This window comes from Paenibacillus sp. B2(2019), assembly GCF_008370385.1.
Classification (GTDB): Bacteria; Bacillota; Bacilli; order Paenibacillales; family Paenibacillaceae; genus Paenibacillus_AQ.
Genome location: NZ_VTZR01000002.1, coordinates 505,649 through 532,028 on the forward strand (window position 1 = coordinate 505,649; position 26,380 = coordinate 532,028).

The following is a 26,380-nucleotide window of genomic DNA, read 5'->3' on the forward strand; positions in this document are numbered from 1 at the left end:
TGGAAAGGGGCACTATGTATGAGCTTTGAGAATCCAAGTCGGGAACAGATCGGAGATATCCTTGCTTCTGCTGGTAATATTGCAGTTGTTGGCCTGTCTGACAAAACAGACCGTACCTCCTATATGGTCGCAGGTGCTATGCAAAGTCGGGGATACCGGATCATTCCTGTAAACCCATTGGTTGATGGTGAAATACTGGGAGAAAAGTGCTATCATACGTTAGCGGAAATTCCAGAGCCGGTGGACATTGTTAATGTGTTCCGTCGAAGCGAATACTGCGCAAAGGTCGCACAGGAGGCCGCTGAAATCGGCGCACGTGTGCTCTGGCTTCAGCAGGGTATAATCAGCCAGGAAGCCGCTGAAATCGCCGCTGAGCACGGTATGACGGCGATTATGGACCGTTGTATCAAGGTCGAAGAAGCGATCACGATGCATGGGCGTACTCGGGCATAAGGTTCGGTAGTTCAACACTTTATCTGACTATTGAAAAAATGATGATCAGAGCGTGTATCAAGGGATTTCGAACGAACCGACGAACGGGCAAACGATGAACTGACGAGCTTACGAGCCGACAAACGAACCAACAACAAGAGAATAATGAACCGGCGAGCATACGAGCCGACAGACAAAAGAAGGAACTAACAAACCAGCGAACTAAATTTTTTAGCGCTGAAGTAGTTGCAACTTTAATGTTAAAGAACAGCCAAGATCAAAAGCATCGTTTGATTACGATTGGCTGTACAGACTGTGCAATTTCTAATGCAAATCACTAACTGAGCTTGTTATACTGAAGTTAGACGAAGAACGTCCTTTATCCGCATGATTTGCGGTGAAGGGCGTTTTTTTATTTTTATAGGGGAGGATACCATAATGGAATTTGAAGAAGCACATGGTATGTTCATTAACAAGCACTTGACTGAAAGATCAGGAGAAAGAAGGGGGAGGCTGGTTAGAGGCCATAATTATGCGGAGAAGTTGTTCTTGCAGAATGTATGGTGGCCATTGTTTGAGAGCCTTGATGATTTGCATCCAGAATACGAAGTGTACGACTGGAACCGTAAATCTCAGTTTCTGGACTTCGCTTTTCTTCCGCAGAGCGGCGGCAGTCTCGGGATTGAGTGCGACGGGTTTCAAAGCCATGTGAAGGACATGGACCGCGAGAGATTTAACTATGCAGTTAATCGGGACACTTTTCTGACCGGAATGGGGTGGAAAATGATTCATTTTTCTGTTGATGATCTTCAGCACCGCCCCGAGGTGTGCCGGATGCTTTTGCAATTGGTGCTGGCACCTCATTTGGCGCGCAAATCTGCAGGCATGGATATTTTGTCTGAGGAGAAGGAGGTTCTGCGGTTGGCTTGGCGACTGGGTAGGGCGATCCGTCCAAAGGATGTGACCACTCATTTCAGCATTAACTTTCGAACGGCGCGCAGATTGTTGCACTCGTTGAGTGAGAAGGGGCAAATAAAGCCTGTAATTACGGGAGAACGGGTTCGACAATACGAAGTGAAAGCTATGCGACCAGATCAAATATGGTAGGAGTGGGAGAATAATTGCACTATATACAACTATATCGGAAATATCTCTATTCTATTGTGGTTTAGTTGTACTTTGTACACTTATTACACACCAAAGGTTAGGAAAAGGGTGGAATTATTAAAAATAATTGCACAAAGTACACTTATATGGATTTCAGTTTTTATAGGATATAAATAGTTGTACAAAGTACAATTAACATCTTCTTTTATCATCGGCAGCAAAAGAAAGAGACTCAGTCAGCAGACAAAACTTCATTCAATAAATATAACTCATACACTTGAAGCATTATTAGAGACGCACATTCATTCAGAGTAACTTTTATCGGTTTTAACCAACTTTAGCATTGTTTGCTTTAGTGCTTTGGAATCCTGAGCCCATAGAATGGTGTTTCTATGTGATTTTATTGTGGAGTGAGTGTGTATTTGTTTTAAATATATCCTGATCTTTTCCTTCAGTTTATTTTGACAAAAACCCCCGCAGCGCTTACCATTCAATATAGAAAGAAAGGAGAGGGTAGCCTTGAATTGGCTCGGATCATTGCAGCAATTGGGCAGAGCCATAATGCTTCCTACCATGGTACTGCCGGCGGCAGCCATTTTGCTTAGTTTGGGCAGCTTACCTTGGTCTGCATGGGGACTTTCTTCGGTATCCGAAGTGGCTACATACGCTGGGCAGGGAATCTTTTATTTTATGCCTTATTTGTTCGCTGTGGGTGTAGCATGGGGATTATCCAATCAAGCTGGAACGGCGGGTCTTGCAGCACTGGCTGGAATGTTCACTTACGACCGGATTGTTACCCATATGGGAGACGGGCTTGTACAACCTGCAACACTTATCGGAATTTTGCTGGGTATAGTTGCCGGTATCGCTCAAAACCGGTTCAAAAATATCAAGCTTCCAGAGGCGATACAGTTTTTTGGAGGTTCGCGTTTTGTTTTGCTGTTCATGGGATTGTTTTCGGCTGGCTTTGCATGGGTGATGTTAGGGATCTCTCCACTGCTGCAAAGAGGACTGGATGATCTTTTTCAAGGGATATTGCAGACAGGCGGATTTGGCGTTTTTATTTATGGAGTGCTATATAGAGTACTAACAGCCTTCGGTCTTCACCATATTCTCAACAATGTGTTTTGGTTTCAGTTTGGAAACTTTACAACTCCTGATGGTAGCACTGTCGTTCAGGGGGATTTGCCACGTTTTTTTGCAGGCGATCCTACGGCGGGCATTTTTATGGCGGGTTTGTTTCCGATTATGATGTTCGCACTGCCAGCCATTGCTTTTGCAATTATTCAGGAAGCGCGCGAGGACTTGAAGCCTAAGATTAAAAAGACTTTTATGCGAGCGGCTTTGGTCTGTTTTCTGACCGGGGTTTCGGAGCAGATTGAATTCGCGTTTTTGTTTGCTTCTCCGTATTTATTCGCGATACATACTGTAATGTCTGGCCTCGCTATGGTACTGACCTATATGCTGGGAATTCATCACGGGTTCTCTTATTCGGCAGGAGCAATTGACTTCTTTTTGAATTTGCATCTGTCACAGAGAGCTTGGCTTTTGATTCCGATCGGTATTGGCTATGGGATTGTGTATTACAATTTGTTCCGCTGGGCGATTCGCCGTTTTCAGATCCCGACACCAGGGCGTGAAGAAGGTTCTGAACTTGGTGATTGGGCAGGCAATATCCCTTATCAGGCACCATTGATTTTGGAGGCGCTTGGTGGCAAGGAGAATATTGTACAAGTACAATCCTGTATCACTCGTTTGAGGCTAACCGTCCATAATGATCGATTTATAGATACAGGGGCGCTTAAAGGTCTTGGTTCCGCTGGAATTATCAAGCTCGGTGGCGGGAATGTCCAGGTAGTATTTGGTACGTATTCAGAGTTGATCCGCGAGGAGATTAATAAGCTAATGCTTCGTGATTTGCCTCAGGTATTGTTCAGTTCTCCGATGCAGGGTAGAATGATGCCCATTGAGGAAGTGCCGGATCACATCTTTGCAGCGAAGCTAGTGGGTGATGGAGTTGCATTTTTGCCTGAAAAAGGGGAGCTTACTTCGCCTGTATTCGGGAAGGTTATGCACGTCTATCCTACAATGCATGCCGTTGGTATTGCTACGCCGGAAGGGCTGGAGGTACTTATGCATATAGGGATCGACACTTCGCAGCTTAAAGGGCCATTTGAGGCGGTTGTAAAAGAAGGCGACAGTGTGGAACCAGGTCAATTGCTTGTTAAATTCGACCTCGCTTATTTGCGTGAGCATGCAGCTTCACTGGCTACACCAATGGTGATTACGAATCCTGATCGAGTAAAATCATGGAGCTATGCTCCATTTAAAAATGTTAAAAAGGGGCAATCTTCAGTAATGTCCGTAGTCTTACATGAAAGTAACGTTGGAGGGATAGAAGGATGATACAAGGCATAGGCGCAGCAGCAGGTGTAGCTATCGGGAAGGCCTTTGTCTTACCGAACTGGGAGTGGAGCTTACCAGACACACAAGTCAACCCAGTGGATCTAGCTAAGGAGTTTGAGCGTTTATACGAAGGTATCCGTACCTCTAAGGACGAGATTGAATTCATCAAAAAAGAATTCAGAGAAGTAGTCGGTCCGGAGGAATCCAGCATTTTTGATGCTCATCTGGCGATTTTGGATGATCCGGTGTTTATGAGCGAAATCCGGGGGATTATTGAACGCCAGTATAAGGCGGCGGAAGTGGCTGTTAAGGAAGCGATTGATCATTTTGTAGCGATGTTTGATCTGCTGGATGATGAATACATGAAGGAGCGGGCGGTTGATATCAAGGATGTCGGTAACCGTCTGTTAAAGCATCTTTTAGGTGCTCCTGAGGTCACGCTGCCATCGGATACACAGCCGTATATTCTCGTAGCGAAGGAGTTGTCTCCTTCCCAGTTAGCTCACTTGAACCCAACTTATGTTCTAGGTATTGTTACTATGATGGGCGGTAAAACCTCACATTCCTCCATTATGGCTCGTGCGCTGGGCATTCCGCTCGTAGCAGGTTTGGAGAATAATTTATCTAACCCAATTCAGACCGGAGACATGCTCGTGATAGACGGAGACACCGGATCAGTGCAAATTCATCCTGATGAGGTAACGATCAATGAATATGTTTCTCTTCGGAATAAGCAACATAAAAAGAAAGAACAACTGGAACTGCTTGCTACAGTCGATGCCGTCACTAAAGATGGCGTTAACCTGCGATTGGCCGGTAATATCAGCTCCGTCAAAGAACTGAATTTAGCGCTCAAGTATGGAGCCGAGGGTGTAGGTCTATTCCGTACAGAGTTTCTTTATATGGATCGCAGTTCTTTTCCGACGGAGGATGAACAATTCGAAGTGTATAAACAGGTTGTCGAGAAGGTAGGCAGCAATATGGTTGTGATCCGTTCGCTGGATATAGGCGGGGACAAGCATCTGGATTACTTCCAGCTGCCAGAAGAGCAGAATCCGTTCCTTGGCTATCGCGCCATTCGAATCAGCTTAAATCGACAAGATATGTTCAAAACTCAGCTAACAGCCATTTTGCGGGCGAGTGCGTATGGGAATGTAAAGCTAATGTTCCCTATGATATCTTCCGTAGAAGAAGTACAAGCAGCAAAAGCTGTACTGGAAGAAGTGAAGGCTGAACTGGAGCTACGGGGCATACCGTTTAATCGGAATATTCCAGTCGGTATTATGATTGAAGTTCCAGCTGCGGTTATGATTGCGGATTTACTTGCGGAGGAAGTTGATTTTTTCAGTATCGGTACGAACGATTTGGTGCAATATGTACTAGCCGTAGACCGAATGAATGAACAAATTGCGCATATGTATCATCCATATCATCCAGCGGTTCTGCGAATGATCCGTATGACTGTAGAAGCAGCGCGTAATGCAAAAATAGATATTAGTGTATGTGGTGAAATGGCGGCAGATGAGCGTTCTTTGCCACTTTGGCTGGAGTTAGGGATTAGTGATCTTAGCATGTCGCCACAGGCACTGCTGAAGGTTAAACACCGTACCCTGAATACACTGGCTATAGACGCTACAAGGGTTGCCAAAGCTTGCTTCCATCATCGTACAAGCTCGGAGACAGAAGAAATCCTAAGTGCTTATGCTCAGAAAAGCGGTATTACGCTTGGAACGAGCGTGGAAACAAAGGAGAAAGCTTCTTCATAGTTATCAAGCGCTACATCATCAAGTCCACATCAAGGTTCGGCATTCTTGCCGAGCCTTTTTCTTTTGTACTAGATTGTTATAAAAAAACAAAACCGTTTGCGCTTCAGCGCAGTCTATACATAGAGCGTGCTGTACAGGAATGATTTATGCGTGAAGGCAAGGGGGGGAGGACAAAACAAGGATGGAACACATTATTAAAGACGAAATGGAAATAGTTGCTACGGAAGAAGATACATTCTACGAGCTGGTAGCTGAACAGAAAAGAAAGCTTTACAGCATTGCTTACAGCTATCTGCGAAACGAGGCGGATTCGTTAGAAGTTCTGCAGGAGGCAACCTGTCGTGCATGGATTAAACGTAAAAGCTTAAAGGACTCCGAAAGGTTTGTTCCTTGGTTAACACGCATTCTGATCAATTGTTGTAATGATGAGTTGAAGCGCAGAAAGAGGAATGCTGTCACAGAAGCTACTCGAAGTGATATAGGGATTATGGAGATGAAAAGCGACCGCAGATTGGACATGGAACAAGCGCTGGATGGGGTTAAGCCGAAGTATCGCCAGGTGCTTGTACTCAAATATTACAAGGATATGACCCTTGCAGAAATTGCAGAGGTGCTCGATAAACCTGAGGGTACGGTGAAGACATGGCTCAACAAAGGTCTGAAACAACTGCGTGACAGAATGAAACGGAAGGGAGATCTATTTTATGGCTGAGTCTGAAGAAAAGCTACTTAACGAATATTTTCATAAAATTAATGTCGAGGCTGAGGAAATCCCGGAAGTTAAACTAGACGCCGCGATTCGCAAGGGGATGCAGCTAGGTAACCGAAAAGGGTTCTCTTTTAGAAAAAGATACGCTGTTATTACGTTGGCGGTCCTAGCTATAGCCTTATTGATTATTGTCCCATGGGTAAATCAGATGGCCAATCCTGTACGTGCACAGTTACCACCAAAAAGCTGGGGATCGCTTGAAGTATTCCGCCCTACTATCGCTAATAATCTGACCATAACATCAGCACTTGATGCGGGAATAATGAAGGAAGTGAATATTTCTTCAGCTGAGGTGGATGGAATAAAGTGGACGGTTAATGGAATTATGGCCGATCGAAGAGGCATTGCAGTTCTGTATACAATTGAAAACAATACAGATCGGAAAATGCAGCTGTTTGGACTATCCTTGAAAAAGACTCCTGAAAGTAATATTTATCGCACAGGATACAGCGGGTTTAGCACTATTAACGCTCAAGAGGTTGGATCTCCTGGGACAACTCGTATGTACGAGCAAATCGTATGGGATGAATATCAGGATGAGTTGGAAGACCCGTTGAATATTTCTCTAAGGTTGCTTCCAGCATCTGATGATCCAGCTTTATCAAGCGGTGAGCTTAAATCTTTAAACATTCAGATTCCAATGGATACCAACAAGGTTTATATTCAAGGAAAAAGAGTTGATCTAAAGGATAGTCTGTCCATCTCCGGACAGCAAATTAATATGGAGAATATCTATATTGGACCTACGGGGATTTATATGCGGGAAAGATATGACCAAAAGAATACAATGAGGATATTTAATATGCTTTCACCTAAGCTTGTCATCGGAAAAGGAGAGCAACAAGAGGAGTTAATGTGGGTAAGTGGATCGAATATTTATCATAATGATAATATGAGACCTGATGATCCGATTAAGTTTGAAATTGAAGGGATTTCTGCTCTAGATCAATCTAAGCTGGAGCTTGTGATTAATACCGAAACACAGCAGATTCTGAAGGTACCGGATAGCAATCTGACGATTTCCAAACGAATGGAGAACGAAGAGCAGGGAATTCTGGTGTTAGATTACTTTATTCCTAAAGAAGAGAAGGACTCGCTTAATGATAGAGGTTTTGGATTGAGCGATTATTTTGAAGATAGCTCTGGAAGCGGGCATATGATGGAAACTATCAAAAATGATTACTCAGGGTATAGAGAGTTTAATGAAAGTAGTAAGGGAACTACAATAACCTATTTCTTCAATGTAGGTAAGGAGAAGTTACCCCAACCGTTGACTTTCTGGTTTAATTCTTATCCAAACGTAATCAAGGAGAAAGCGTCCATTCGAATTAAGTAAGTAGCTCGAAAGTCGAGTGAAGCAAATCAAAAGCCCTGTTCCTCAAATTGAGAGACAGGGCTTGTTTGATTTTAAACTTTAATTCTACTGTCTATTCCCCAGCTAACGCATCACAAAAAGCTTTGCCATAGGGCGGCAGATCTGGTGGGCGACGAGCAGAAATAATATGTCCATCCGTAACCACAGCTTCATCTTTCCATATCGCTCCGGCATTCTCCATGTCATCACGGATGCCGGGTGTGGAGGTGACGGTTACACCTTCCAGAATTTTAGCGGAAATTAATACCCAGCCTGCGTGGCAAATCTGCCCAATAGGTTTCTTAGCTGCATTGAAATCCTGTACTAGCTTTAATACGGCACTGTATCTACGGATTTTATCAGGAGCCCAGCCACCAGGAACTAAAATCCCGTCATAATCTGCGGCATTAAGATCGTCCCAGGAGTACTCCGCTTTTGCAGGCACACCATATTTGCCGATGTATGTTTTATCTTTTTCCAAACCTGCCAAGTGAACCTCAGCGCCTTCTTCTCTTACTCGGTACACGGGATACCAGAGCTCCAAATCTTCAAATTCATCGTCTACGAGTGCTATGACCTTTTTGCCAGCTAGTCTCATTTTGTTAAGCTCCTTTCGTATCACATGATCCTTCATATTCTATCAAATTTAAAATACGAAGTCATCTGAAGGGTTGTAAATTATAGACGAATTGCCAATTTAATCATTATATGCAATTAAGGAGGGTTTTAATCGAGGGAGGTCGAATATAGAAATTGAAAAGTCATACTTTGTACTTAATTCATTTCTTGCAAGAGGTGTAGAAGATGTATACAGATAACTTAATGGAGAAGTTGTGCAGCTGCGGTGGCCTCATGAACTTACATATGCATTCATTGATTTTTAATACGAGGGTGAAGATTACACATGTCCCTGTCTATACTTGTCCGAAATGTACTAGTTATGAGCCCTTGTCGTTTATTAAAGCAGATCTAGGAAAGTTAGTGAAAGAATTGAACGCGGATGTGCCAAGACAAGATTTTTCGTTTACTCAAAGAAATGAATTAGCTAGTGTCCTAAAAGAAGCTTTGACAGAGGTTATTGTCGGAGGATTTCAAGAATTAGAGTTGGCTATCCGAGAGACAATTCAGGCTAGAGTGGATATGTTACTTGATCTATACCGACTAGCTGAGGGGCTCAAAGACCAGAATTGGATGGAAGAAACTAGTCGAAGACTGTCTCAATTAACGTTCCAAACGACTAAAAACGCAAATTATTAAAACATTCTGTGAAAATAATGAAAAACTTTCACGGAATGTTGGATTTTTCACTCACTTTTTGTTACGATAGATAGAAGTTACATTATTGTGCTCGTGAATAGGGAAACCTACACTAGTCAAAAATTGTAATTAGGGGTTACGTCTTCAGCCTTGAAAGAAATTTTGAAAGGAAAATGAAGCGTTATCATTGCACAATTGTACAAAGTGTCGTATCATATTTTTAATTAGTCGAACGATAAAATTTATCGCAATGGAGAGAGTAATTTGACGGTAACCATTTACGATGTAGCTCGAGAAGCAGGCGTATCTATGGCTACGGTATCACGGGTTGTGAACAATAACCCTAACGTGAAACCGCAGACCCGGAAGAAAGTTTTTGAAGCGATTGAGCGTTTGGGATATCGTCCCAATGCCGTGGCGAGAGGACTTGCCAGTAAGAAAACGACAACCGTTGGGGTTGTCATCCCTGATATTTCAAACTCGATTTTTGCAGAAATTGCACGCGGGATTGAAGATATCGCGAACATGTATCATTACAATATCATATTGTGTAACGCGGATAAGCGTAAAGAAAAGGAAATCCGTGTCATCAATACCCTTTTGGAGAAACAGGTCGATGGTCTGCTCTTCATGGGTGGTACGGTAACCGAAGAACATATTCAAGCTTTCCAGACTTCTGCAGTTCCGATTGTCCTATGTGCTACACGGGATGAGAAGGGAACTTATCCTTCCGTTGACATCGATCATGAAACCGCTGCTTTTGATGCAGTGAATACTTTGATTCGTCACGGTCACCGAGAAATCGCAATGATCAGTGGTACACTCCAGGATCCTGCGAATGGATATGCACGTTTCCATGGTTATAAGAAGGCACTTGAACAGGCTGGAATCGAGTATCAAGAAGACTTGGTACGTATCGGTAACTACCGCTATGAATCTGGTGTCGAAGCCATGAAGTATTTCCTTGGACTCAAGAAGAAGCCAACCGCTATTTTTGCCGCAACCGACGAGATGGCTATTGGTGCAATTCACAGTATTCAGGATGAAGGCCTGAAGGTACCGGATGACTTCTCCATTATTAGTGTGGATAACATCCGTATGGCTTCGATGGTTCGTCCATTGTTGACAACTGTAGCCCAGCCTATGTATGACCTAGGTGCGGTAGCAATGAGACTTTTGACGAAACTCATGAAGAAAGAGACGGTTGAGAATCCGCGGGTTATCTTGCCTCATGAAACGATTCTCCGCCTGTCTGTTAATCATCTGAATAAGTAATTTATGAACTAAACAGTATTTCCGTAAAAAGCTCCTTTTGGAGCTTTTTATGTTTTTTACAGAGTAAATCATCGGAGGAGGCGTTATCTTTGCCTGAAATAATCGGATTAATTGGTGCGATGGATGAAGAGATTAAGCTATTACTAGAAAGGATGGAGAATAAGGAGACGAAGGTCAAGGCAGGAATTCATTATTACATAGGAAATATATTAGGAAAGTCTGTAGTGCTCTGTAAATCTGGGGTAGGTAAAGTAAATGCAGCAGTTACGACACAAATTCTAATTGATTCCTTTGGTGTGTCTCGTGTGTTGTTTACTGGGGTTGCTGGGGCTGTGCACCCTGAATTGAATATTGGAGATATTGTTATATCATCTACTTGTGTTCAGCATGATATGGATGCTACAGCACTTGGCTTTTCAAAAGGTGAAATACCTTATCAGGATAATTCTGTCTTTCAGGCAGACCCTTCATTGGTACTCCTTGCTGAGAGGGCGTGTAACGAGTTAGGCCAAAAGTACTTGGTCGGCAAAGTACTTTCAGGTGATCAATTCATTTCTAATGCAGAGATTGTAGCTAAATTAAGAGAGGAATTGGACGGAGCGTGCGTGGAGATGGAAGGGGCGGCGGTTGCACAAGTGTGTGTGATGAACGCCACTCCCTTTGTTATTATTCGTTCGATGTCTGATAAGTCTGACGGGTCAGCAAATGTGAGTTTTAAGGAGTTCACGGTGGAAGCCTCAGGGCGCTCACATTCTATATTAGAATATATGTTGCTGCACCTTTAATACTCGTTTAGTACATGAAGCGCTGTCTAAAGCGTACCCTGTCGAAAGTCTCCTGTGAGGACATAGGTACCTCTTGTCCAATACGAACCATTAGGCAGTTTGCTGGATGTGAACAGATTTCGGGATCATCCGTAGCATACCAAACCATATTTACAGTTTTCATTAGCCGCTCCATCATTTGACGATAAGCCCACACATCAAGCCCACTTCCTTTTAAATCCCAGTGCCAATAATACTCTGTTGTAAAGACGATACAATTCTCCAATTGCTCTTGCTCAAAAGCAGTGGAAATCAGCAGCCGGCCTAGTCCGGCTCCCCTATAATCATTACTCACCTCAATAGCTCCAAGCTCAATTAGATCCATCATTCCACCCTGTGACCAAAGCTCCATTTCATCCGGATAATGAAAGGTTACATAGCCTATTAGAGTGCCATCCTCTACAGCTGTAATTATACGTCCTTCTGGCAGGCTAGCAATCTCTATGAGAGCTTCGTGCTGTTCAATCGGCTTGCGGAAGGCATCAAGATCATGATGCATGTGGAGGGCTTTAAGGTCCTCTGGAGATCGGGGGCCACTTATTGTTATTGTTCTACCTTTATATGAAAGCGTATGGGAAACAGGGATTTTACGATGCTCCATAGCCGTGCTCCTTTCTGATGATAAAATATGGAATGTAAACGTTTGCTATGTTATACTAATTCAGACATAAAAAATTCACATTCATTGCATTGACATCATTATCTAAGAGAAGAGTCTTACCCTTAAAGCTTAAATCAAACGAGTGAGGGAGGCAAGAGTGATGGGTCAAGTCCATAGCGAAATTTTGCCTGGCCGTGTGCAGAGCTCCAATATGTCTGATTACACCCAGGCAGTAGCCAATTTTAAGTGGGAGGATGTTGAACGTAACTTCTCATGGTATGACACTGGAAAGGTTAATATGGCACATGAAGCAGTGGATCGCCACGTTCAAGAAGGACGGGGAGCGGCGACGGCCCTGCTCTACAGTGATGCGGTGCGGGATGAATCCTATACATTTGCCGATCTGCAGGAACGGTCGAATCGGTTCGGAAATGTATTGCGTAAATATGGTATCGGTAAGGGAGATCGGGTATTTATTTTTATGCCTCGTCAACCGGAACTATATTTTAGTTTACTAGGTATTCTGAAGATTGGGGCAATAGCGGGCCCTCTGTTCGAAGCCTTTATGGAAACAGCAGTTAAGGACCGGCTGGAGGATAGTGGTGCGGTTGCTTTGGTTACTACACCTGAACTACTTCATCGTGTGAAGCGAGATGAGCTTCCGAATTTGCGTCATATTTTTCTAGTAGGCGGTACCACTGATATCGAGCAAGGTAACTTAGGTTTCACTGAGGAGATGGATAACGCGTCTTCTGAGCTCGAATTGGAATGGCTTGACCTGGACGATGGCCTTATCATGCATTATACATCTGGTTCTACAGGAAAACCTAAAGGCGTTTATCATGTGCAAAGAGCAATGATTCAACATTATTATACAGGTAGAGTGGTGCTGGATCTACGTCCAGATGATATTTACTGGTGTACAGCTGATCCAGGCTGGGTGACAGGAACATCTTACGGAATATTTTCTCCCTGGTTAAATGGGGTAACGAATGTCGTGAGAGGGGGACGCTTTAGTCCTCAGGATTGGTATAAGACGATTGAACGAAATAAGGTTAGTATTTGGTACAGTGCACCTACAGCATTTCGTATGTTGATGGGGGCAGGAGAGAGTTCAATTCAGGGAATTGATTTGAGCAGCCTGCGCCATGTCCTGTCTGTTGGAGAACCGTTAAATCCTGAAGTGGTGCGGTGGGGAGATAAGTTCTACAATCAGCGCATTCATGATACTTGGTGGATGACAGAGACGGGAGCGCAACTGATCTGTAATTATCCTGGAATGGATATCAAACCAGGTTCTATGGGCCGTCCGTTGCCAGGCATTGAAGCAGCGATTTTAGATGATCGAGGCAATGTTCTCCCACCATTCTCAATGGGGAATCTTGCAATACGGACTCCTTGGCCATCCATGATGAATTCGATCTGGAACAATAAGGCGAAGTATGAGGAGTATTTCCGCATTCCTGGTTGGTACATTTCTGGTGATTCTGCTTATATGGATGATGATGGATATTTCTGGTTTCAAGGACGGATTGACGACGTTATCAACTCTTCTGGTGAGCGTATAGGACCTTTTGAAGTGGAGAGTAAATTGGTAGAGCATCCTGCTGTGGCAGAAGCGGGTGTAATTGGTAAACCAGACCTGGTGCGTGGGGAAATTATCAAGGCTTTCATTTCGCTGAGAGAAGGCTATACTCCTACAGCTGCTCTCAAAGAGGAGATCGCGGCATTTGTTAAAGCCGGACTGTCTGCGCATGCTGCGCCGAGAGAGATCGAATTTAAGGATAAACTTCCTAAGACACGATCAGGTAAAATCATGCGGCGTGTATTAAAGGCTTGGGAGCTTCATCTCCCAACTGGCGATTTATCAACGATAGAAGATTAGAATGGATCATAAAAAAACACCGTTCCCTAATGAATTCAAGGGAACGGTGTTTTGCTGTGTGAAGTTATTCTTCGGACTAGCGGTTAATGGTTTCCAGTCGTATTGCCGGCTGTACCACTATTACTGTTTCCGTTACTGCTACCTTCGCCAGATGGCGTTGAAGTAGGCGTAGGTAGAATGGTTCCAGGAATCTCGATATCCTCTCCTGGTGTACTCTCAGAGCCTGTAGGAGGCGTTGTCTCCGGTTGCTGATCTGGAGTTGGTGTTGCTTCCGGAGTTGGTGTAGTGCCTCCAGTAACGCTACCAGAAGCTGTCTCATTACCTGCGATATCAACAGCGCTGACATAGAATGTTGCATTGGCACTCGCAGGTGTTCCTGGCGAGAATACCTTGCTCTCGTCAGCCATAATTACAGCTTGCTTCTGGAAAGACCCGCCGTTTAAAGAACGGTATAAGCGGTACCCTACTACATCTGGAGAGCCGCTTGGGGAGAAGCTGATCACAGCTTTTCCAGTGCTGTATGAGACACTTACATTTCCAGGAGCAGAAGGCGAAGTACCGTCGTCCACGCGTGGATCGACTTCAGTAGGGAAATCTGTCTTAGCATCGGCTGGCATATAATACTCCAGCGATTTATGCTCCTTCATCTTAGGGAAGGCTGCCAAGAGCTCCTTAACTAATTCCTGGATCGGCTTTTCACGTTTAACGACGATTTTTTCTTTCAGGAAATCCTCCGGTGTACCTTCGAGTGGGATATAGTTGACGCCATTGTAAGTAATATACTTGGCTTTGGAAATCCCATCGTCGCTCTCTTTAGGTACATATTTCGCATTGAAAAGATCCGTTGTGAATTTGTCAGTTAGAGCCGTTGGCAGCTTACCGCTGTACGCGGAAACTGTCTTTTTGGTAATTCCTTCAGGTTGTGTGAATTTGTCTGTAACGAACAAGTCTGGCTGCTTATCAATAACAGCATTCATGACTTTAGCCCATAAGGTCTGTGCTTGTCGTTTTTGTGTATCTCCTGTAAGGGTATTAATTTGTTCCTTATAACCAACCCACATGCCAAGTGTGACATCAGGGGTGTAGCCCATGAACCAGACATCTCCATAGTTCTGAGTGGAGCCAGTCTTACCTACAATCGGAACGTCTTTAAAGTGTTTATAATCTCTTCTTACTGTGCTTGCAGTACCTTCTGTGATTACTGTACGCAGCATATCGGTCATTAGATAAGCAGTTTGCTCAGAGAATACTTGTTCAGGGTTAACCTTGTGCTGATAAACGATCTTGCCTTCCGAATCCACAATCTTCTCAATCATATAAGCATCATTAAATGCTCCCTTATTGCCAATGGCGGAATAGGCATTGGTTAATTCCTCAACGGATGTACCGTATCGAAGACCGCCTATAACCCCAGTCTGCGCTCTGTAATCATCTTCGGTGAGTGTAGTGATCCCTAGCTTTTTAGTAAAGGCCCAAGCATCCTCTATTCCGACCTTCTCGTTAAATAGTTTAAGCGCCGGTAGGTTGAGGGATTTATTAAGTGCATAGCGAGCCGTAACTAAACCCTGATAGCGATTGTTAGCATTTTTAGGGATATGGAAGCCTTTCCCGCCATCCTTCAAAATGATTGGAGCATCATCTAAGATTCCAGCAGGTTGAATCAGTCCTGCATCTAAGGCAGGTAAGTATGCTGAAATCGGCTTCATCGTTGAGCCGGGTTGCCGGACCATTTGGGTTGCGTAGTTCATTTGCTCGATATTAAAATCGCGGCCCTCAATCATACCGAGAATGGCTCCGGTCTTGTTGTTGATCAAAATGCCAGCCGTCTGTTCAACACCTTTTGTTTTGCTGTCCTTGGTGAAATTACTACTATCTTCGGAAATACTGTGCATTGCACTGTATACTTTCTTATCAATCGTGGTATAGACTCGGTAACCGCCGGTCATTAACTGTTGTCTTGCTTCCTCAAGAAGTACGGCATTATCACTAGAGCTAGTGGTATCAGCTGTACTGTTATTCTTTTCATTTAGTGACAAAAGAATCTCAGATGCTTTACGCTCCGTCTCCATCATTAGGTATGGATATGTAGCATAAGCTTTCTTAGTGTGAGGAGCGAGAGAGCTTTTAATATCAAACTTGAGTGCTTCATCATATTGGGAGGTAGTGATCTTGTTCTCCTCTAGCATACGACGAAGTACAAGCTGTTGACGATCCATAGCTCTATTGAACGCCTTTGCGTTGAATTCTCCAACGCCATTGAATGCTGAATAAGCGGAGGGGAGCTGTGGAAGACCGGCCAAATACGCCGCTTGGGCAATATTCAACTTGTCTAGATCATCCAGACCGAATATACCTTTGGATGCAGCTTTAATCCCAAATACGTTATAGCCATTCGAGCCATTACCGAACGGAACCTTGTTCAGATAAGCCGTTAAAATCTCTTGCTTGGTCAAGAAGCGCTCTAGTCTAAGTGAAAGTAGAATTTCTTTTGCTTTACGATCTTCTGTTCGATCCAGATTGAGAAATACACGTCTTGCGAGCTGTTGAGTAAGTGTACTGCCTCCGGTCTGAACGGATTCATTTAATATCTTTTGTTTGACGGCACGTAAGGTGCCTTTGAAATCCACGCCATTATGCTCATTGAAATTATTGTCCTCTATAGCGAGAACTGCATCAATAATAATCTGGGGGATGTCGTTGTATTGAATGAGCCTTCGATCTTCTTCTGTACGAAGCTGGCCGATCGGTGCGCCATCACGGAAGTATGCGAATCCGGTGATCGCATTTTGTCCGACTTGCTGTTGAATCATTTCCTCAGAGCGAACAGGTTCATCTTTCACCATGGAAGTGACATATCCTGCTGCTGCACCACCGACGAACAGAATGCCTATTATGCCAAGAATAAACATCCACTTAACTACAGAACCGAACCTGCTAAGCCCAGATCTGCGGGGTGAAGGCTTCTTTACGTTTTTTTTCTTGTTCTCTTGAACCATCGACGATAATTCCTCCTTTTAACGGAATTATTATAGCACAAATTGGCGATTTTGAATGCAGTCGGAGTGTTCATTACCTATTAGAATAACAAAAAGCCTCCGGATAAATCCGGAGGCTTTGGTCATACTCGCTATAAGCGAGATATTAACGGTTGTAGAACTCGACGATTTGTTTCTCATCGATATCCTGGGAAAGCTCGGAACGTTCTGGCAAACGAATGTATTTACCTTCGAAAGATCCTTCAGCAGATTCCAGGTAAGCTGGAAGGTGGGAACGGTTAGCAAGAGCTTCTTTGATGGAAGCCATGCTTTGGCTTCTTTCGCGAAGACCGATAACGTCGCCCAAGCTTACACGGTAAGAAGCGATGTCGACTTTTTTGCCGTTAACAGTTACGTGTCCGTGGGATACCAACTGACGTGCACCAGCACGGGAGTTAGCAAATCCAAGACGGTAAACTAGGTTGTCCAAGCGGCTTTCAAGCAAGAACATGAAGTTTTCGCCCGCAAGACCTGGAAGCTTTTGTGCTTTAGTGAAGAGAGTTTTGAATTGTTTCTCTCCCAAACCATACATGTGACGCAGTTTTTGTTTTTCCAAAAGCTGCATTCCGTAGTTACTTACTTTTCTGCGTTGGTTAGCTCCGTGTTGTCCTGGTGGAAAAGGGCGTTTCAAGTCTTTTCCTGTACCGCTAAGGGAAATGCCCAGACGGCGGCTGAGTTTGAATTTAGGTCCGGTGTAACGTGCCATGTTATAGTAGACTCCTTTATAATTGAAATTTCAGGGTAGGGCCTATTTGCGCCGCATTTCGTATCCGTGATTAGCATTAATGGCTTCCACACTGCCAGGGAAGTTCAGCCGCTGCCCTGGCAGTAACGAAATGCGTGAGGGTGACACAACGTTACGCCCAAGTAAGACTTGTTACAGTCTTGTTCAACAATAAATATTATATGAATACAGTATATAAAGTCAAGCGCTTATTAAAAGAGTTTTTGTCAATCTTTGTCGATAGTTCTTTGGTCCTAAAAAAAAGTCCCGGAAATGATGAAAATATAATGCAATGCACAAAGAAAGGGAGTAAAATATAGTTAATTAGTTGTTACTAGGGAAGATAGTTTTCTTAATCAAGATGCAAAGGGGATCTTCGTTATGTCAGAGCAGGAAGCATACGTCCATAAAGACAGCCGTATGCTGTTACAGGACAACTTACACGCTAGTAGAGATTCCGAAGATCCCACCGCCTGGCTTAGGGAAACGGAAATAGTAACGCATGACTTCCCTTATCTAGCAAATTTGATTGCAGACAGTTTCAATGAATGGTTTGGTGGGCTCAATGTCCTTCCATTCTCTAGATCATGGGAATGGTGTGTGCTGAATTTTGAAGGTAAATATTTAAACAATAGTTTGGATCAACAAGAACTATGGAGGCAGAAGTGGGAACAGGCGGCGGCTTCTAGCTTGATTTCAGAAACAATCTCTGCCGTTCCGTTAACCGTAGAAGGTAAGGATCTGAGTTTTTTTACCATACCGCTATTCACTCGCGTCGACAATAAAATTTTTGCATTTTTGGGCTGTTCTATGCCTACGCAACAATATGAAATGGGTGGACGAGATACTGCAGAAGCTATGTCGCTGCATTACCGCACCTGTTTTTATCATAAGTTTGAACATATATTTGTAGCTGATCTTGCAAGTACCCATATTCATGCAGAACGTGAAAGCAATCGTCGTTCATTGTTATTTCAGATTGTCCAGCGGATGCATGACAATATTGATGTAGATGCTGTACTTTCGGAAGTCATTGACAGTATCTCTGCGATGTATCCTGGAGCCAGACTCGACCTGTATATGTCACAAGATCATCGCAGCACTAATCCGCAGGTCAAACCGTTACCTTTCCACATGTCCAGTGATGATGTCTGTGCCAGGGCGTTCAAGGATGGACGTGTTGCGCTACACACTAGTGATGAAAATCACCGAAATGTAGAAATAGGGCTTCCGTTAGGTGGTAAGCAGGGGGTTTATGGGGTATTCCATATGGTGATGGATAATCCTATCTTCCCTGACGTTGATTTGCGGTTTCTCACAATGGTAGCCGATACGGCAGGGACTGCTTTTGAGAATGCCAAGCTTTATGAGCGCTCCAATCAGCTAATCCGTGAGCTTCGCATGAGTAATGAGCTTACCCAGCGTTTGAATCAAAGCTTGCGTTTAGGCGATATTTTTCAATTTGCGTTTGAAGAGCTACTTGAAATGTTTGGTGCAGATTACTGCTGTATCTTACATATGAATGAGGAAAAGGGTGGCCTAGAAGTTATTGCCTGCAACCATCCCTCATTGCAAAATGAAGTATTAGAAGTAGGGGCAGGTTTAGGTGGAAAGGTGTATTCCACAGGTGAATCACTGATCATGTCTGACTACATAGATAATCCTAAGACAACTTCCCGACTAATGAATGCTACCGGTTCGCAGTCGTTGATTGCCACACCTCTTAGCGTGGGTGGAGAAGTGCGAGGTGCGATTATGCTGGCACATCGAGATTCTCATTATTTTTCCTATGACAACTACAGGCTATTGCAGGCGATGGCGGGACATATTGGTCTAGCAGTAGGTAACGCCAGGCTACATGCTGAAGTCAGACGTCTTGCGAATAGAGATAGTCTAACAGGTCTCTATGCTCGTCATTATTTGGACGAAGAGATAAAAGAAAGACAGTCTACGGACTTCTGCGGTTGTTTAATTGTTGTGGATATTGATCAGTTCAAAATCGTGAATGATACCTATGGTCATCAAAAAGGCGATAAGATTCTAAAAGAGGTTAGTGAAATTGTGAAATCTTCCATCCGTCAAGGCGACATTGCTGCGAGGTGGGGTGGGGAGGAGCTCTCCGTTTATTTACCGTTAATGGGAATGCAGCAGGCGGGTTATGTAGCTGAGCGTATACGCAAACGCGTTATGGAAGAAACTGAACCTAGTGTAACGGTATCCTGCGGAATAGCGGAATGGAGCTGGATGGACGATCGAGTAAGTGTTGAGTCATTATTTTATCGAGCGGATATGGCGCTGTATAAAGCTAAGAATAACGGCCGGAACCAAGTTGTTTTTGATACGAAAGAAAATGATAGCAATATTAAGAATCCGTGAGGTAAGCCTCATGGGTTCTTTTTTTATATGCACAGTTATTCTGGCTCTAATTGCGGTATAAGGCTTGCAGGAAGGGAGAACCCTATACGTGGGTAGTACTTAAGTAAAATACTCCGAGAAAGGCCTGAGGTCCGTGAGAAAGCTATTATTACTTAAGGGAGGAGTCCCTCTAGTTCTGACACTGTATTGCCTGTTATGTAGCGGATGTAGCGTCATAAGAGACAAACCTGCGAAGGAAGATTTAAGTTTGGCGTTGGCAGGGATGGCTGGAAGTGATGAGGTTGTTTTTGAAGGGGCGAATATGCTGAAACGAGGGGGAACAACGGTTCCTGAATCCTTATTGTTCTACGGAGGCACAGTGGAGGATCATAAAAAGGTCAAGCTGTACACGCTTCTTCCAGATAAATCCATGACAAAAAAAACAGCAGCTGATGGCGTTAAAGACTTAAAGAGTAGCGCATATGCTCTGAAACCTTATTACAGTCAGTTAGAGAAAAAAGAGGGTAGATGGGAACTTCAGACTACTGAAAATTCCTCGGAGGAGGGAAATCCATTACCTGCGCTAAATCCGCTAAAGCAACTCGAGGAGCTTGAGTCCATGGAGACGAGTGTAACCGAAGAGGCTGGAGCAGGCAGAGGGACAAGTGTGCTGCGAATCGAATTGACGCCTTCAGAGGCTAGAAAGCAGCTGTCAGCTGAATTGGAGAAAGAGATGCAGAACCTTCGTCCTAAAGTCCCCGAATCCGCTGAGAACAACGCAGAGGCTGATCAGGCACTGACGAAAGCTTTGGAGAAGCTGTGGCAGAAGAAAAATAATGAGCTACAGCAAAAGCTGAAACAGGCTAATGTAGAAACGGTCTACCACCTAACGGTTGATAAGAAGCATAATCTTCCCAGAAGGCTTACCTTGAATCGAAAAGTAAGCTATTCCGGTGAAATGATGAATAAATCTGAAAATGAAACTTATGTATCTAAGGTGGATTTCACAGGCTACCGTTAATCTTTACATGGTTATGCAGGTCTTGCGCTCCATAAAGGGCGTGCTACAATAGAACAGCATGCTTATTTTTCAGACAGAGGAAGGAAGAGTACACAATGAAAGATCCCAGAATTCAAAAGCTGGCGGCAAATCTTGTAGGTTATTCCGTAGATGTTCAGCCAGGCGAGAACGTGCTTGTAGAAATGATTGGCAATGAAAGAGATTTAATCAAAGCTGTTGTTGAGGAAATCGGTAAAGCTGGCGGTCATGCTTTTGTTCAGTTGACAGATCGTACAGTCCTACGCAGCATGCTTAAATATGCAACACGTGAGAGTCTTCAGACATGGGCTGAAATTGACTTGAACCGGATGAAGCAAATGGATTGTTATATCGGCATCCGTGCAGGTGAGAATGTAAATGACCTGTCCGATGTTCCAGAAGAAAATATGAAATTGTATAATTCTTTGTATTCCCATCCAGTGCATAGTGAACAACGCGTGAAGCATACGAAGTGGGTAGTATTACGTTATCCCAATGCGAGTATGGCTCAGCTTGCAAATATTAGTACAGAAGCATTTGAGGACTTTTATTTCGAAGTGTGTAATTTGGATTACGCCAAAATGGACAAGGCTCAGGATGCATTGGCTGATCTCATGCGCAGAACAGATAAGGTACATATTTCAGGTCCTGGAACAGATCTTAAATTCTCCATCAAAGGAATCGGTGCAGAGAAATGCTCTGGACAAAAGAATATTCCGGATGGCGAGGTTTACAGCGCTCCTGTTCGTGATTCTGTAAATGGAACGATCAGCTATAATGCACCATCCGTTTATAACGGAGTGACTTTTGAAAATATCAAATTCAAATTCGAGAACGGTAAAATTGTTGAAGCAACAAGCAATGACTCCGCTCGCTTGAATGAAATCCTGAATTCAGATGACGGCGCACGTCACATTGGAGAATTTGCCATAGGCTTTAACCCTTACATTTTGCACCCAATGAATGACATTCTGTTTGATGAGAAAATTGCAGGCAGCCTGCACTTTACACCAGGACAAGCATATGATGTTACAGATAACGGAAACCGGTCCTCCATTCACTGGGATCTTGTATTAATCCAACGTCCAGACTATGGCGGCGGGGAGATTTATTTTGACGATGTATTAATCCGTAAGGATGGAATCTTCGTGTTCCCAGAACTGGAAGGTCTGAATCCTGAAAACTTGAAATAAGCTGTAAAAGTAAGAAAACACCTTGCACAAGTAAGCGGATTCAAGGTATCATAAGAAATGATTACAAATGACTTATGTTTCATAATCAAGTTGCGGAGGGATTTCTATGTCCAGTAACAATGCGGCAATCGTTGATATTGCTCAAACGGCAGGTCAGTTCAACTCTTCAATCGTTCTTCAAGCGGACAACAAGTACATTGATGTTAAGAGTATCCTTGGTTTGTTCACGACTTTGGTATCAAGCCAAAGCTATGAGCTTCATGTTCACGGAACAGATGCAGAAGAAGCTAAGAAGGCAATGAGTGAAGTTTTTGCTAAACACGGTTTGAACTTTACAGTTGTAGCTGAGTAATAGTTGTATGTAAAGACGTCCTACCGATTTACGGTGGGGCGTTTTTTCTAGAAATAGATGAGGAATTAATGCCATCCCTTATAAACAACATAGCTGCTTCTTTCAAATAAATGGTTAGTATAAACAGAATTGTTGTATTGATATCCGATTTCGACTAATATTAAGTAAAATAGTAAAAGCAGCTTAACTTTTGGACATGGGGGGGAAGAGGCATGACTTCGTCGGAATTACAGGAACAGTTTAATCTTAAAGCGATCAATCTTCTACAAGAAGATGCCGATAAAATTCAGCAACTTATTGAAGTGCAGATGGAAAATCTGGCAACACGCTACTGCCCTCTCTATGAGGAAGTGCTCGATACCCAAATGTACGGTTTCTCAAGAGAGGTCGATTTTGCGGTTAGAGCAGGTTTGGTGCCAGAGATTACCGGTAAAATGGTGCTGAGTAAGCTGGAGCGGAATTTAGCAGTACTCTATGAGGCATTGAATAACAAAGCAAAAGAAGAATAAGTTTTGATTTATAGTATTCATAGAAACGCACATGAGGACTTTCGTCACTCATGTGCGTTTTTTTTTGAGAATTATAGAATGAATAGGGAATTATTTATACTAGATAAAAGGAGACTCCGAGAATTAGATAAACCGTTAATAGCAAGAGACCCTCATACCAGTTGGTCGAACCATCCTGAGTGATTGATTTGGCAATAAAGACCGCGACGCCAATGGCGACAATTTCGATCGTTGTAAAAACAATGTCCATAGTATCACCCATGAAATAACTGGCGAAGATAAGTACAGGCGCTACAAATAGTGCAATTTGAAGACTGCTCCCGACAGCGATTTCTACTGCCGCACCGATTTTGTTCTTCATGGCTAGCATAATGGCTGCACTATGTTCTGCGGCATTACCGATGATTGCCACGAGGAAGGCGCCTACAAACAGTTCACTAAATCCAAAGCGCTCAGTTAGTGTCTCTAGCGTCCCTACCAGCCACTCACTCACAAAGGCTACCATCACGGTAGCAAGAAGTAGATAAAGGATGGATCTGTTTCTGGACCACTTAGGCGCATGCTCATGAGCCATTTCTTCCTTACCAGCTTCTGTAACGTCCTCTAGATGTTTCTTGTGCGTAATCATGGAGAAGACCAGCCAGGCCATGTACGAAGCGATGAGCAGCCCGGCAACGATTAAACTCAGCACGTCTGTATCTTTTTCAGTTATGGAATGGGTATTGAAGAACATAGCCGGTACAAATAAAGCGATCACCGCTACGATCATAAGGGAGCCGTTCATACCGGCAAGGGTTACGTTAAAGTTCTGTACTTTGAACTTCATTCCGCCAGCGAAAATACTTAAACCTAGGACAAGTAGCAGATTGCCAATAATGGAACCGGTAAGACTGGCTTTCACCATGTCGAACAGTCCTTCCTTCACTAGGAAAAAGGCAATGATTAGCTCTGCGGCATTACCGAAGGTAGCGTTTAGGAAGCCGCCTAACCGCTGTCCAGCATAATGTGCTACACTTTCTGTGGCGCGGCCCAGAAAGCCAGCAACAAACACAACGGCTACTGCAGAGAGAACGAACTGAAGCGTGTGGTCCCAATTTGCATAATGTCCTATGGCACTAAGGATAAAGGTGATTGCCAGCAGAGCTGGTGAAATCCATTTTTTCAATGTAAAGTACACTCCAATCTATGTATTCAGGATCAATTCATAATCAATATACCCAAATTATTCCTAAGTGTAAACGAGAAAGCGAGAAACTGATTTGCTTTTTAGCCTGTTTAGGAATTACAATAATTGATAATGAGTTAAGGGGGGATATGGCATGGCAGAACAACTTCAATTGGAAATGGGAAATATACGAATTTCAAATGACGTCGTCTCGAAAATTGCCGGATTGGCTGCCTTGGAGACTCCAGGTATTGCAGCCATGTCAGGTGGCCTATCAGAGGGCTGGGCAAAGCGTCTTAGTGGCAAGAACGTCCAAAAGGGCGTTACCGTTGAAGTGGGACAGCTAGAAGCAGCAGTAGATCTGCGTATTATAGTTCTCTATGAAACTCCGATACATGAAGTGTGCCGGATGCTTCAACAGAACGTACGCGAAGCTGTGGAGAGCATGACTGGACTTCATATTGTTGAAGTGAATGTCAAAGTTGAAGGCGTAGCCTTTAAGAACGATGAAATTGCTTAATGCAAAAGAGCTTGTACACAAAAAAGCAGTCCAAGATATTTAACTTGGACTGCTTTTTTATATATTCCATTACATCCGGATTTATGAATCTTACCGGGAACGAACTTGTCTAACCGTAGTTACAGATTTCGTGACTTCCTCTTTAGCTGGAAGATTAGTTTCTCTTGAAATGCTCAGCATAATTCCCATGGACAGCATACTCACAAGAAGTGAAGAACCGCCGTAGCTGATAAATGGCAAGGTTACACCAGTAAGCGGAATCGTCTTCGTTACACCACCAATATTGACAAAGGCCTGAATGGCAATGAGGCCCATAATACCAATGCCCACCAGTGTGCCAAAGGGATCCTTACACCTTAATGCGATTAAAATACCTCGCCAGATAAAATACAGATATAACATCAGAAATAATGCTGTTCCTACAAAGCCGAATTCTTCACCAATGACGGGGAAAATAAAGTCCGTATACGGGTATTTAAGATAATCCAGCTTTTGAATGCTTTTGCCAAAGCCAGAGCCACTGACTCCACCTTGTCCGAGAGCGGTCAAAGACTGAATAATATTATATCCTTCGCCTTCAGCATCCTGATAGGGATCTATGAAAGCTTGAATACGGCCTTTTCTATAGTCCTGATTGGCGGCTACTTTGTCGGTTGCGGGGGAAAGAGAATCAATCGCTGCTTTAGCCCCCATAACAATTCCTACACCTAGCACCAAGAGTGCAATAGAGCCAAGGATATGCTTCATGCTGGCACCGCCTGCATAAATGACAAGTCCACTGGTAGCTACGAGAATAAGGCATGAGCCTAAATCTGGCTGCATCATAATAAGTCCGGCAACTATACCCACAATGACCATTACAGGGATATATCCTGTACGGAAATCTCTAAACCGTTCACCTTTTTTGGTAATTAGTGCAGAGAGATACAGGATAATTGATATTTTGGCCAGCTCGGTAGGTTGAATCCCTAGCTTCCCGATACTTAACCAGCTCTTGGCGCCATTGATTCTTTCGGAGAAGGCTACAATTAGCAGGAGAATAACGGTGATGATGAAGATAGGTACATACCACTTTTTGAATTTACCGTAGTGAATATTCATGGCTGTAAACATAACAACGATTCCAAGTGCGATCCAAATCATTTGGCGTTTCATGAAATATAGAGGGTCATTACCGAACTTCGAGCTCGCTAAGGTCAAACTGGAGCTAGCACTGAAGACCATGACTAGACCGAAACCCACAAGTAGTAGTGTTAAGATAAGTAGTTGGAAATCGGGTGTTCCTCTTTTGGGCAGGCTGACATTTTGTTTCGTCTTTCCCTTTCTGTTACTCAAGCCTCCAACAGCTGCTTTAATTCGAGAATCCGAGTAGCAGCAGTGTCCAATACTGGTTTAGGCACCGGGGAGTCATACTCCAGGCCATGGGGGAATGTTGCTTTCCCTAAGTATACGGCTTCAATTGCAAGTACGGCATCAGCTTTCTCCAGCTTCCCCTCGACAGCGCGAGTGTTGATGCGTAGAAAGTATTCGCCACCATCCTGTGGGTCTTCAATTTTGCAGTCGTAAGTGGCACGATAGTATTCCCATTGCCAGCGAATGAAGCCAGCCTTTGTCGCACTCTCGTCCAGATAGAGAAGATCACTCTTCAATCCTACGAGGCCCGTGTTCTCAAAAATCATAGCACGCATATCCCCCTTATGAAGTATAATGATGAATTCATGATCCGTTTGCTGATGTTCTACCTCATGATAGTATGTTTCTAAACGTTGTGCAAGAGTAGGCACCTCCTAACGATACCCAGTTTTTTTCGTT

At 43.6% G+C, this 26,380-nt stretch carries 23 protein-coding genes; 16 read left to right on the forward strand and 7 right to left on the reverse strand.

Annotation, left to right across the window (positions count from 1 at the left end; all coding sequences use genetic code 11):
- Positions 1 to 18: 18 nt before the first annotated feature.
- The 6 genes from PAENI_RS02660 (at position 19) to PAENI_RS02685 (ending at position 7,816) form a co-directional block, all read left to right on the forward strand.
- Positions 19 to 453: a CoA-binding protein gene (locus PAENI_RS02660; protein WP_076299469.1), complete on the forward strand. Its 435-nt coding sequence runs from the start codon at positions 19 to 21 to the stop codon at positions 451 to 453.
- 417 nt (positions 454 to 870) lie between these two features.
- Positions 871 to 1,539, forward strand: coding sequence for a PDDEXK family nuclease (locus PAENI_RS02665; RefSeq protein WP_149644165.1), 669 nt, complete (start codon positions 871 to 873; stop codon positions 1,537 to 1,539).
- 519 nt (positions 1,540 to 2,058) lie between these two features.
- Positions 2,059 to 3,945 carry a glucose PTS transporter subunit IIA gene (locus tag PAENI_RS02670; RefSeq protein ID WP_076282943.1) on the forward strand — a complete coding sequence of 629 codons (1,887 nt, stop codon included), beginning with the start codon at positions 2,059 to 2,061 and terminating at the stop codon, positions 3,943 to 3,945.
- Positions 3,942 to 5,711: a phosphoenolpyruvate--protein phosphotransferase gene (ptsP, locus tag PAENI_RS02675; protein ID WP_042187321.1), complete on the forward strand. Its 1,770-nt coding sequence runs from the start codon at positions 3,942 to 3,944 to the stop codon at positions 5,709 to 5,711. Before PAENI_RS02670 ends, ptsP begins: the two co-directional genes overlap by 4 nt.
- Positions 5,712 to 5,892: 181 nt before the next feature.
- Positions 5,893 to 6,423: a sigma-70 family RNA polymerase sigma factor gene (locus PAENI_RS02680; protein WP_076299467.1), complete on the forward strand. Its 531-nt coding sequence runs from the start codon at positions 5,893 to 5,895 to the stop codon at positions 6,421 to 6,423.
- Entirely contained in the window at positions 6,416 to 7,816 is a 1,401-nt protein-coding gene (locus tag PAENI_RS02685; protein ID WP_149644166.1) for a DUF4179 domain-containing protein, read from the forward strand. Before PAENI_RS02680 ends, PAENI_RS02685 begins: the two co-directional genes overlap by 8 nt.
- 91 nt (positions 7,817 to 7,907) lie before the next feature.
- On the opposite strand, the gene PAENI_RS02690 is transcribed toward PAENI_RS02685, so the two are convergent.
- The gene (locus tag PAENI_RS02690) at positions 7,908 to 8,432 is read right to left on the reverse strand and encodes a type 1 glutamine amidotransferase domain-containing protein (RefSeq protein WP_042126813.1); all 525 of its coding nucleotides are present in this window, start codon (positions 8,430 to 8,432) and stop codon (positions 7,908 to 7,910) included.
- A gap of 206 nt (positions 8,433 to 8,638) precedes the next feature.
- Here PAENI_RS02690 and PAENI_RS02695 point away from each other — a divergent pair, with 206 nt between their 5' ends.
- From PAENI_RS02695 to PAENI_RS02705, 3 genes are all read left to right on the forward strand, one after another.
- On the forward strand, positions 8,639 to 9,091 hold the full coding sequence (locus PAENI_RS02695; RefSeq protein ID WP_149644167.1) for a hypothetical protein: 453 nt from the start codon (positions 8,639 to 8,641) through the stop codon (positions 9,089 to 9,091).
- Between the two features lie 264 nt (positions 9,092 to 9,355).
- Positions 9,356 to 10,366: a catabolite control protein A gene (gene ccpA, locus PAENI_RS02700; protein WP_042187330.1), complete on the forward strand. Its 1,011-nt coding sequence runs from the start codon at positions 9,356 to 9,358 to the stop codon at positions 10,364 to 10,366.
- Positions 10,367 to 10,455: 89 nt separating this feature from the next.
- Positions 10,456 to 11,151, forward strand: coding sequence for a 5'-methylthioadenosine/adenosylhomocysteine nucleosidase (locus tag PAENI_RS02705; RefSeq protein WP_149644168.1), 696 nt, complete (start codon positions 10,456 to 10,458; stop codon positions 11,149 to 11,151).
- A 7-nt stretch (positions 11,152 to 11,158) separates the two neighbouring features.
- Here PAENI_RS02705 and PAENI_RS02710 read toward each other — a convergent pair whose 3' ends face one another.
- Entirely contained in the window at positions 11,159 to 11,791 is a 633-nt protein-coding gene (locus tag PAENI_RS02710; protein WP_149644169.1) for a GNAT family N-acetyltransferase, read from the reverse strand.
- Positions 11,792 to 11,951: 160 nt separating this feature from the next.
- Between PAENI_RS02710 and acsA the strand changes: the two genes are divergently transcribed.
- Complete coding sequence (gene acsA / locus PAENI_RS02715; protein WP_076282936.1) at positions 11,952 to 13,676, forward strand: acetate--CoA ligase; 1,725 nt, start codon at positions 11,952 to 11,954, stop codon at positions 13,674 to 13,676.
- Between the two features lie 83 nt (positions 13,677 to 13,759).
- On the opposite strand, the gene PAENI_RS02720 is transcribed toward acsA, so the two are convergent.
- Positions 13,760 to 16,672 carry a transglycosylase domain-containing protein gene (locus PAENI_RS02720; protein WP_149644170.1) on the reverse strand — a complete coding sequence of 971 codons (2,913 nt, stop codon included), beginning with the start codon at positions 16,670 to 16,672 and terminating at the stop codon, positions 13,760 to 13,762.
- A gap of 145 nt (positions 16,673 to 16,817) precedes the next feature.
- On the reverse strand, positions 16,818 to 17,417 hold the full coding sequence (gene rpsD, locus PAENI_RS02725; protein WP_042187338.1) for a 30S ribosomal protein S4: 600 nt from the start codon (positions 17,415 to 17,417) through the stop codon (positions 16,818 to 16,820).
- 399 nt (positions 17,418 to 17,816) lie between these two features.
- Between rpsD and PAENI_RS02730 the strand changes: the two genes are divergently transcribed.
- The 5 genes from PAENI_RS02730 (at position 17,817) to PAENI_RS02750 (ending at position 22,883) form a co-directional block, all read left to right on the forward strand.
- Positions 17,817 to 19,811 (forward strand): sensor domain-containing diguanylate cyclase, encoded by a 1,995-nt coding sequence (locus PAENI_RS02730; protein ID WP_149644171.1) that lies wholly within the window; start codon positions 17,817 to 17,819, stop codon positions 19,809 to 19,811.
- Positions 19,812 to 20,058: 247 nt separating this feature from the next.
- A complete protein-coding gene (locus PAENI_RS02735; RefSeq protein WP_149644172.1) occupies positions 20,059 to 20,811 on the forward strand; it encodes a hypothetical protein in 753 nt (250 codons plus the stop codon).
- Between the two features lie 95 nt (positions 20,812 to 20,906).
- Positions 20,907 to 22,022, forward strand: a complete 1,116-nt coding sequence (locus PAENI_RS02740) for an aminopeptidase (protein WP_149644173.1) — start codon at positions 20,907 to 20,909, stop codon at positions 22,020 to 22,022.
- 106 nt (positions 22,023 to 22,128) lie between these two features.
- Complete coding sequence (locus tag PAENI_RS02745) at positions 22,129 to 22,374, forward strand: HPr family phosphocarrier protein (protein ID WP_042126831.1); 246 nt, start codon at positions 22,129 to 22,131, stop codon at positions 22,372 to 22,374.
- Between the two features lie 212 nt (positions 22,375 to 22,586).
- Positions 22,587 to 22,883: an Fpa/YlaN family protein gene (locus PAENI_RS02750; protein ID WP_042126833.1), complete on the forward strand. Its 297-nt coding sequence runs from the start codon at positions 22,587 to 22,589 to the stop codon at positions 22,881 to 22,883.
- A 94-nt stretch (positions 22,884 to 22,977) separates the two neighbouring features.
- Here the strand turns inward: PAENI_RS02750 and cax are convergent, their stop codons facing one another.
- Complete coding sequence (gene cax / locus PAENI_RS02755; protein ID WP_149644174.1) at positions 22,978 to 24,048, reverse strand: calcium/proton exchanger; 1,071 nt, start codon at positions 24,046 to 24,048, stop codon at positions 22,978 to 22,980.
- 154 nt (positions 24,049 to 24,202) lie between these two features.
- Here cax and PAENI_RS02760 point away from each other — a divergent pair, with 154 nt between their 5' ends.
- Entirely contained in the window at positions 24,203 to 24,568 is a 366-nt protein-coding gene (locus PAENI_RS02760) for an Asp23/Gls24 family envelope stress response protein (protein WP_042126837.1), read from the forward strand.
- A gap of 90 nt (positions 24,569 to 24,658) precedes the next feature.
- Here the strand turns inward: PAENI_RS02760 and ftsW are convergent, their stop codons facing one another.
- Together ftsW and PAENI_RS02770 are read right to left on the reverse strand one after the other, a co-directional pair.
- Entirely contained in the window at positions 24,659 to 25,903 is a 1,245-nt protein-coding gene (gene ftsW, locus PAENI_RS02765) for a putative lipid II flippase FtsW (RefSeq protein ID WP_149644175.1), read from the reverse strand.
- Entirely contained in the window at positions 25,900 to 26,247 is a 348-nt protein-coding gene (locus PAENI_RS02770) for a YugN family protein (RefSeq protein ID WP_042187352.1), read from the reverse strand. Before PAENI_RS02770 ends, ftsW begins: the two co-directional genes overlap by 4 nt.
- Between the last annotated feature and the right edge of the window lie 133 nt (positions 26,248 to 26,380).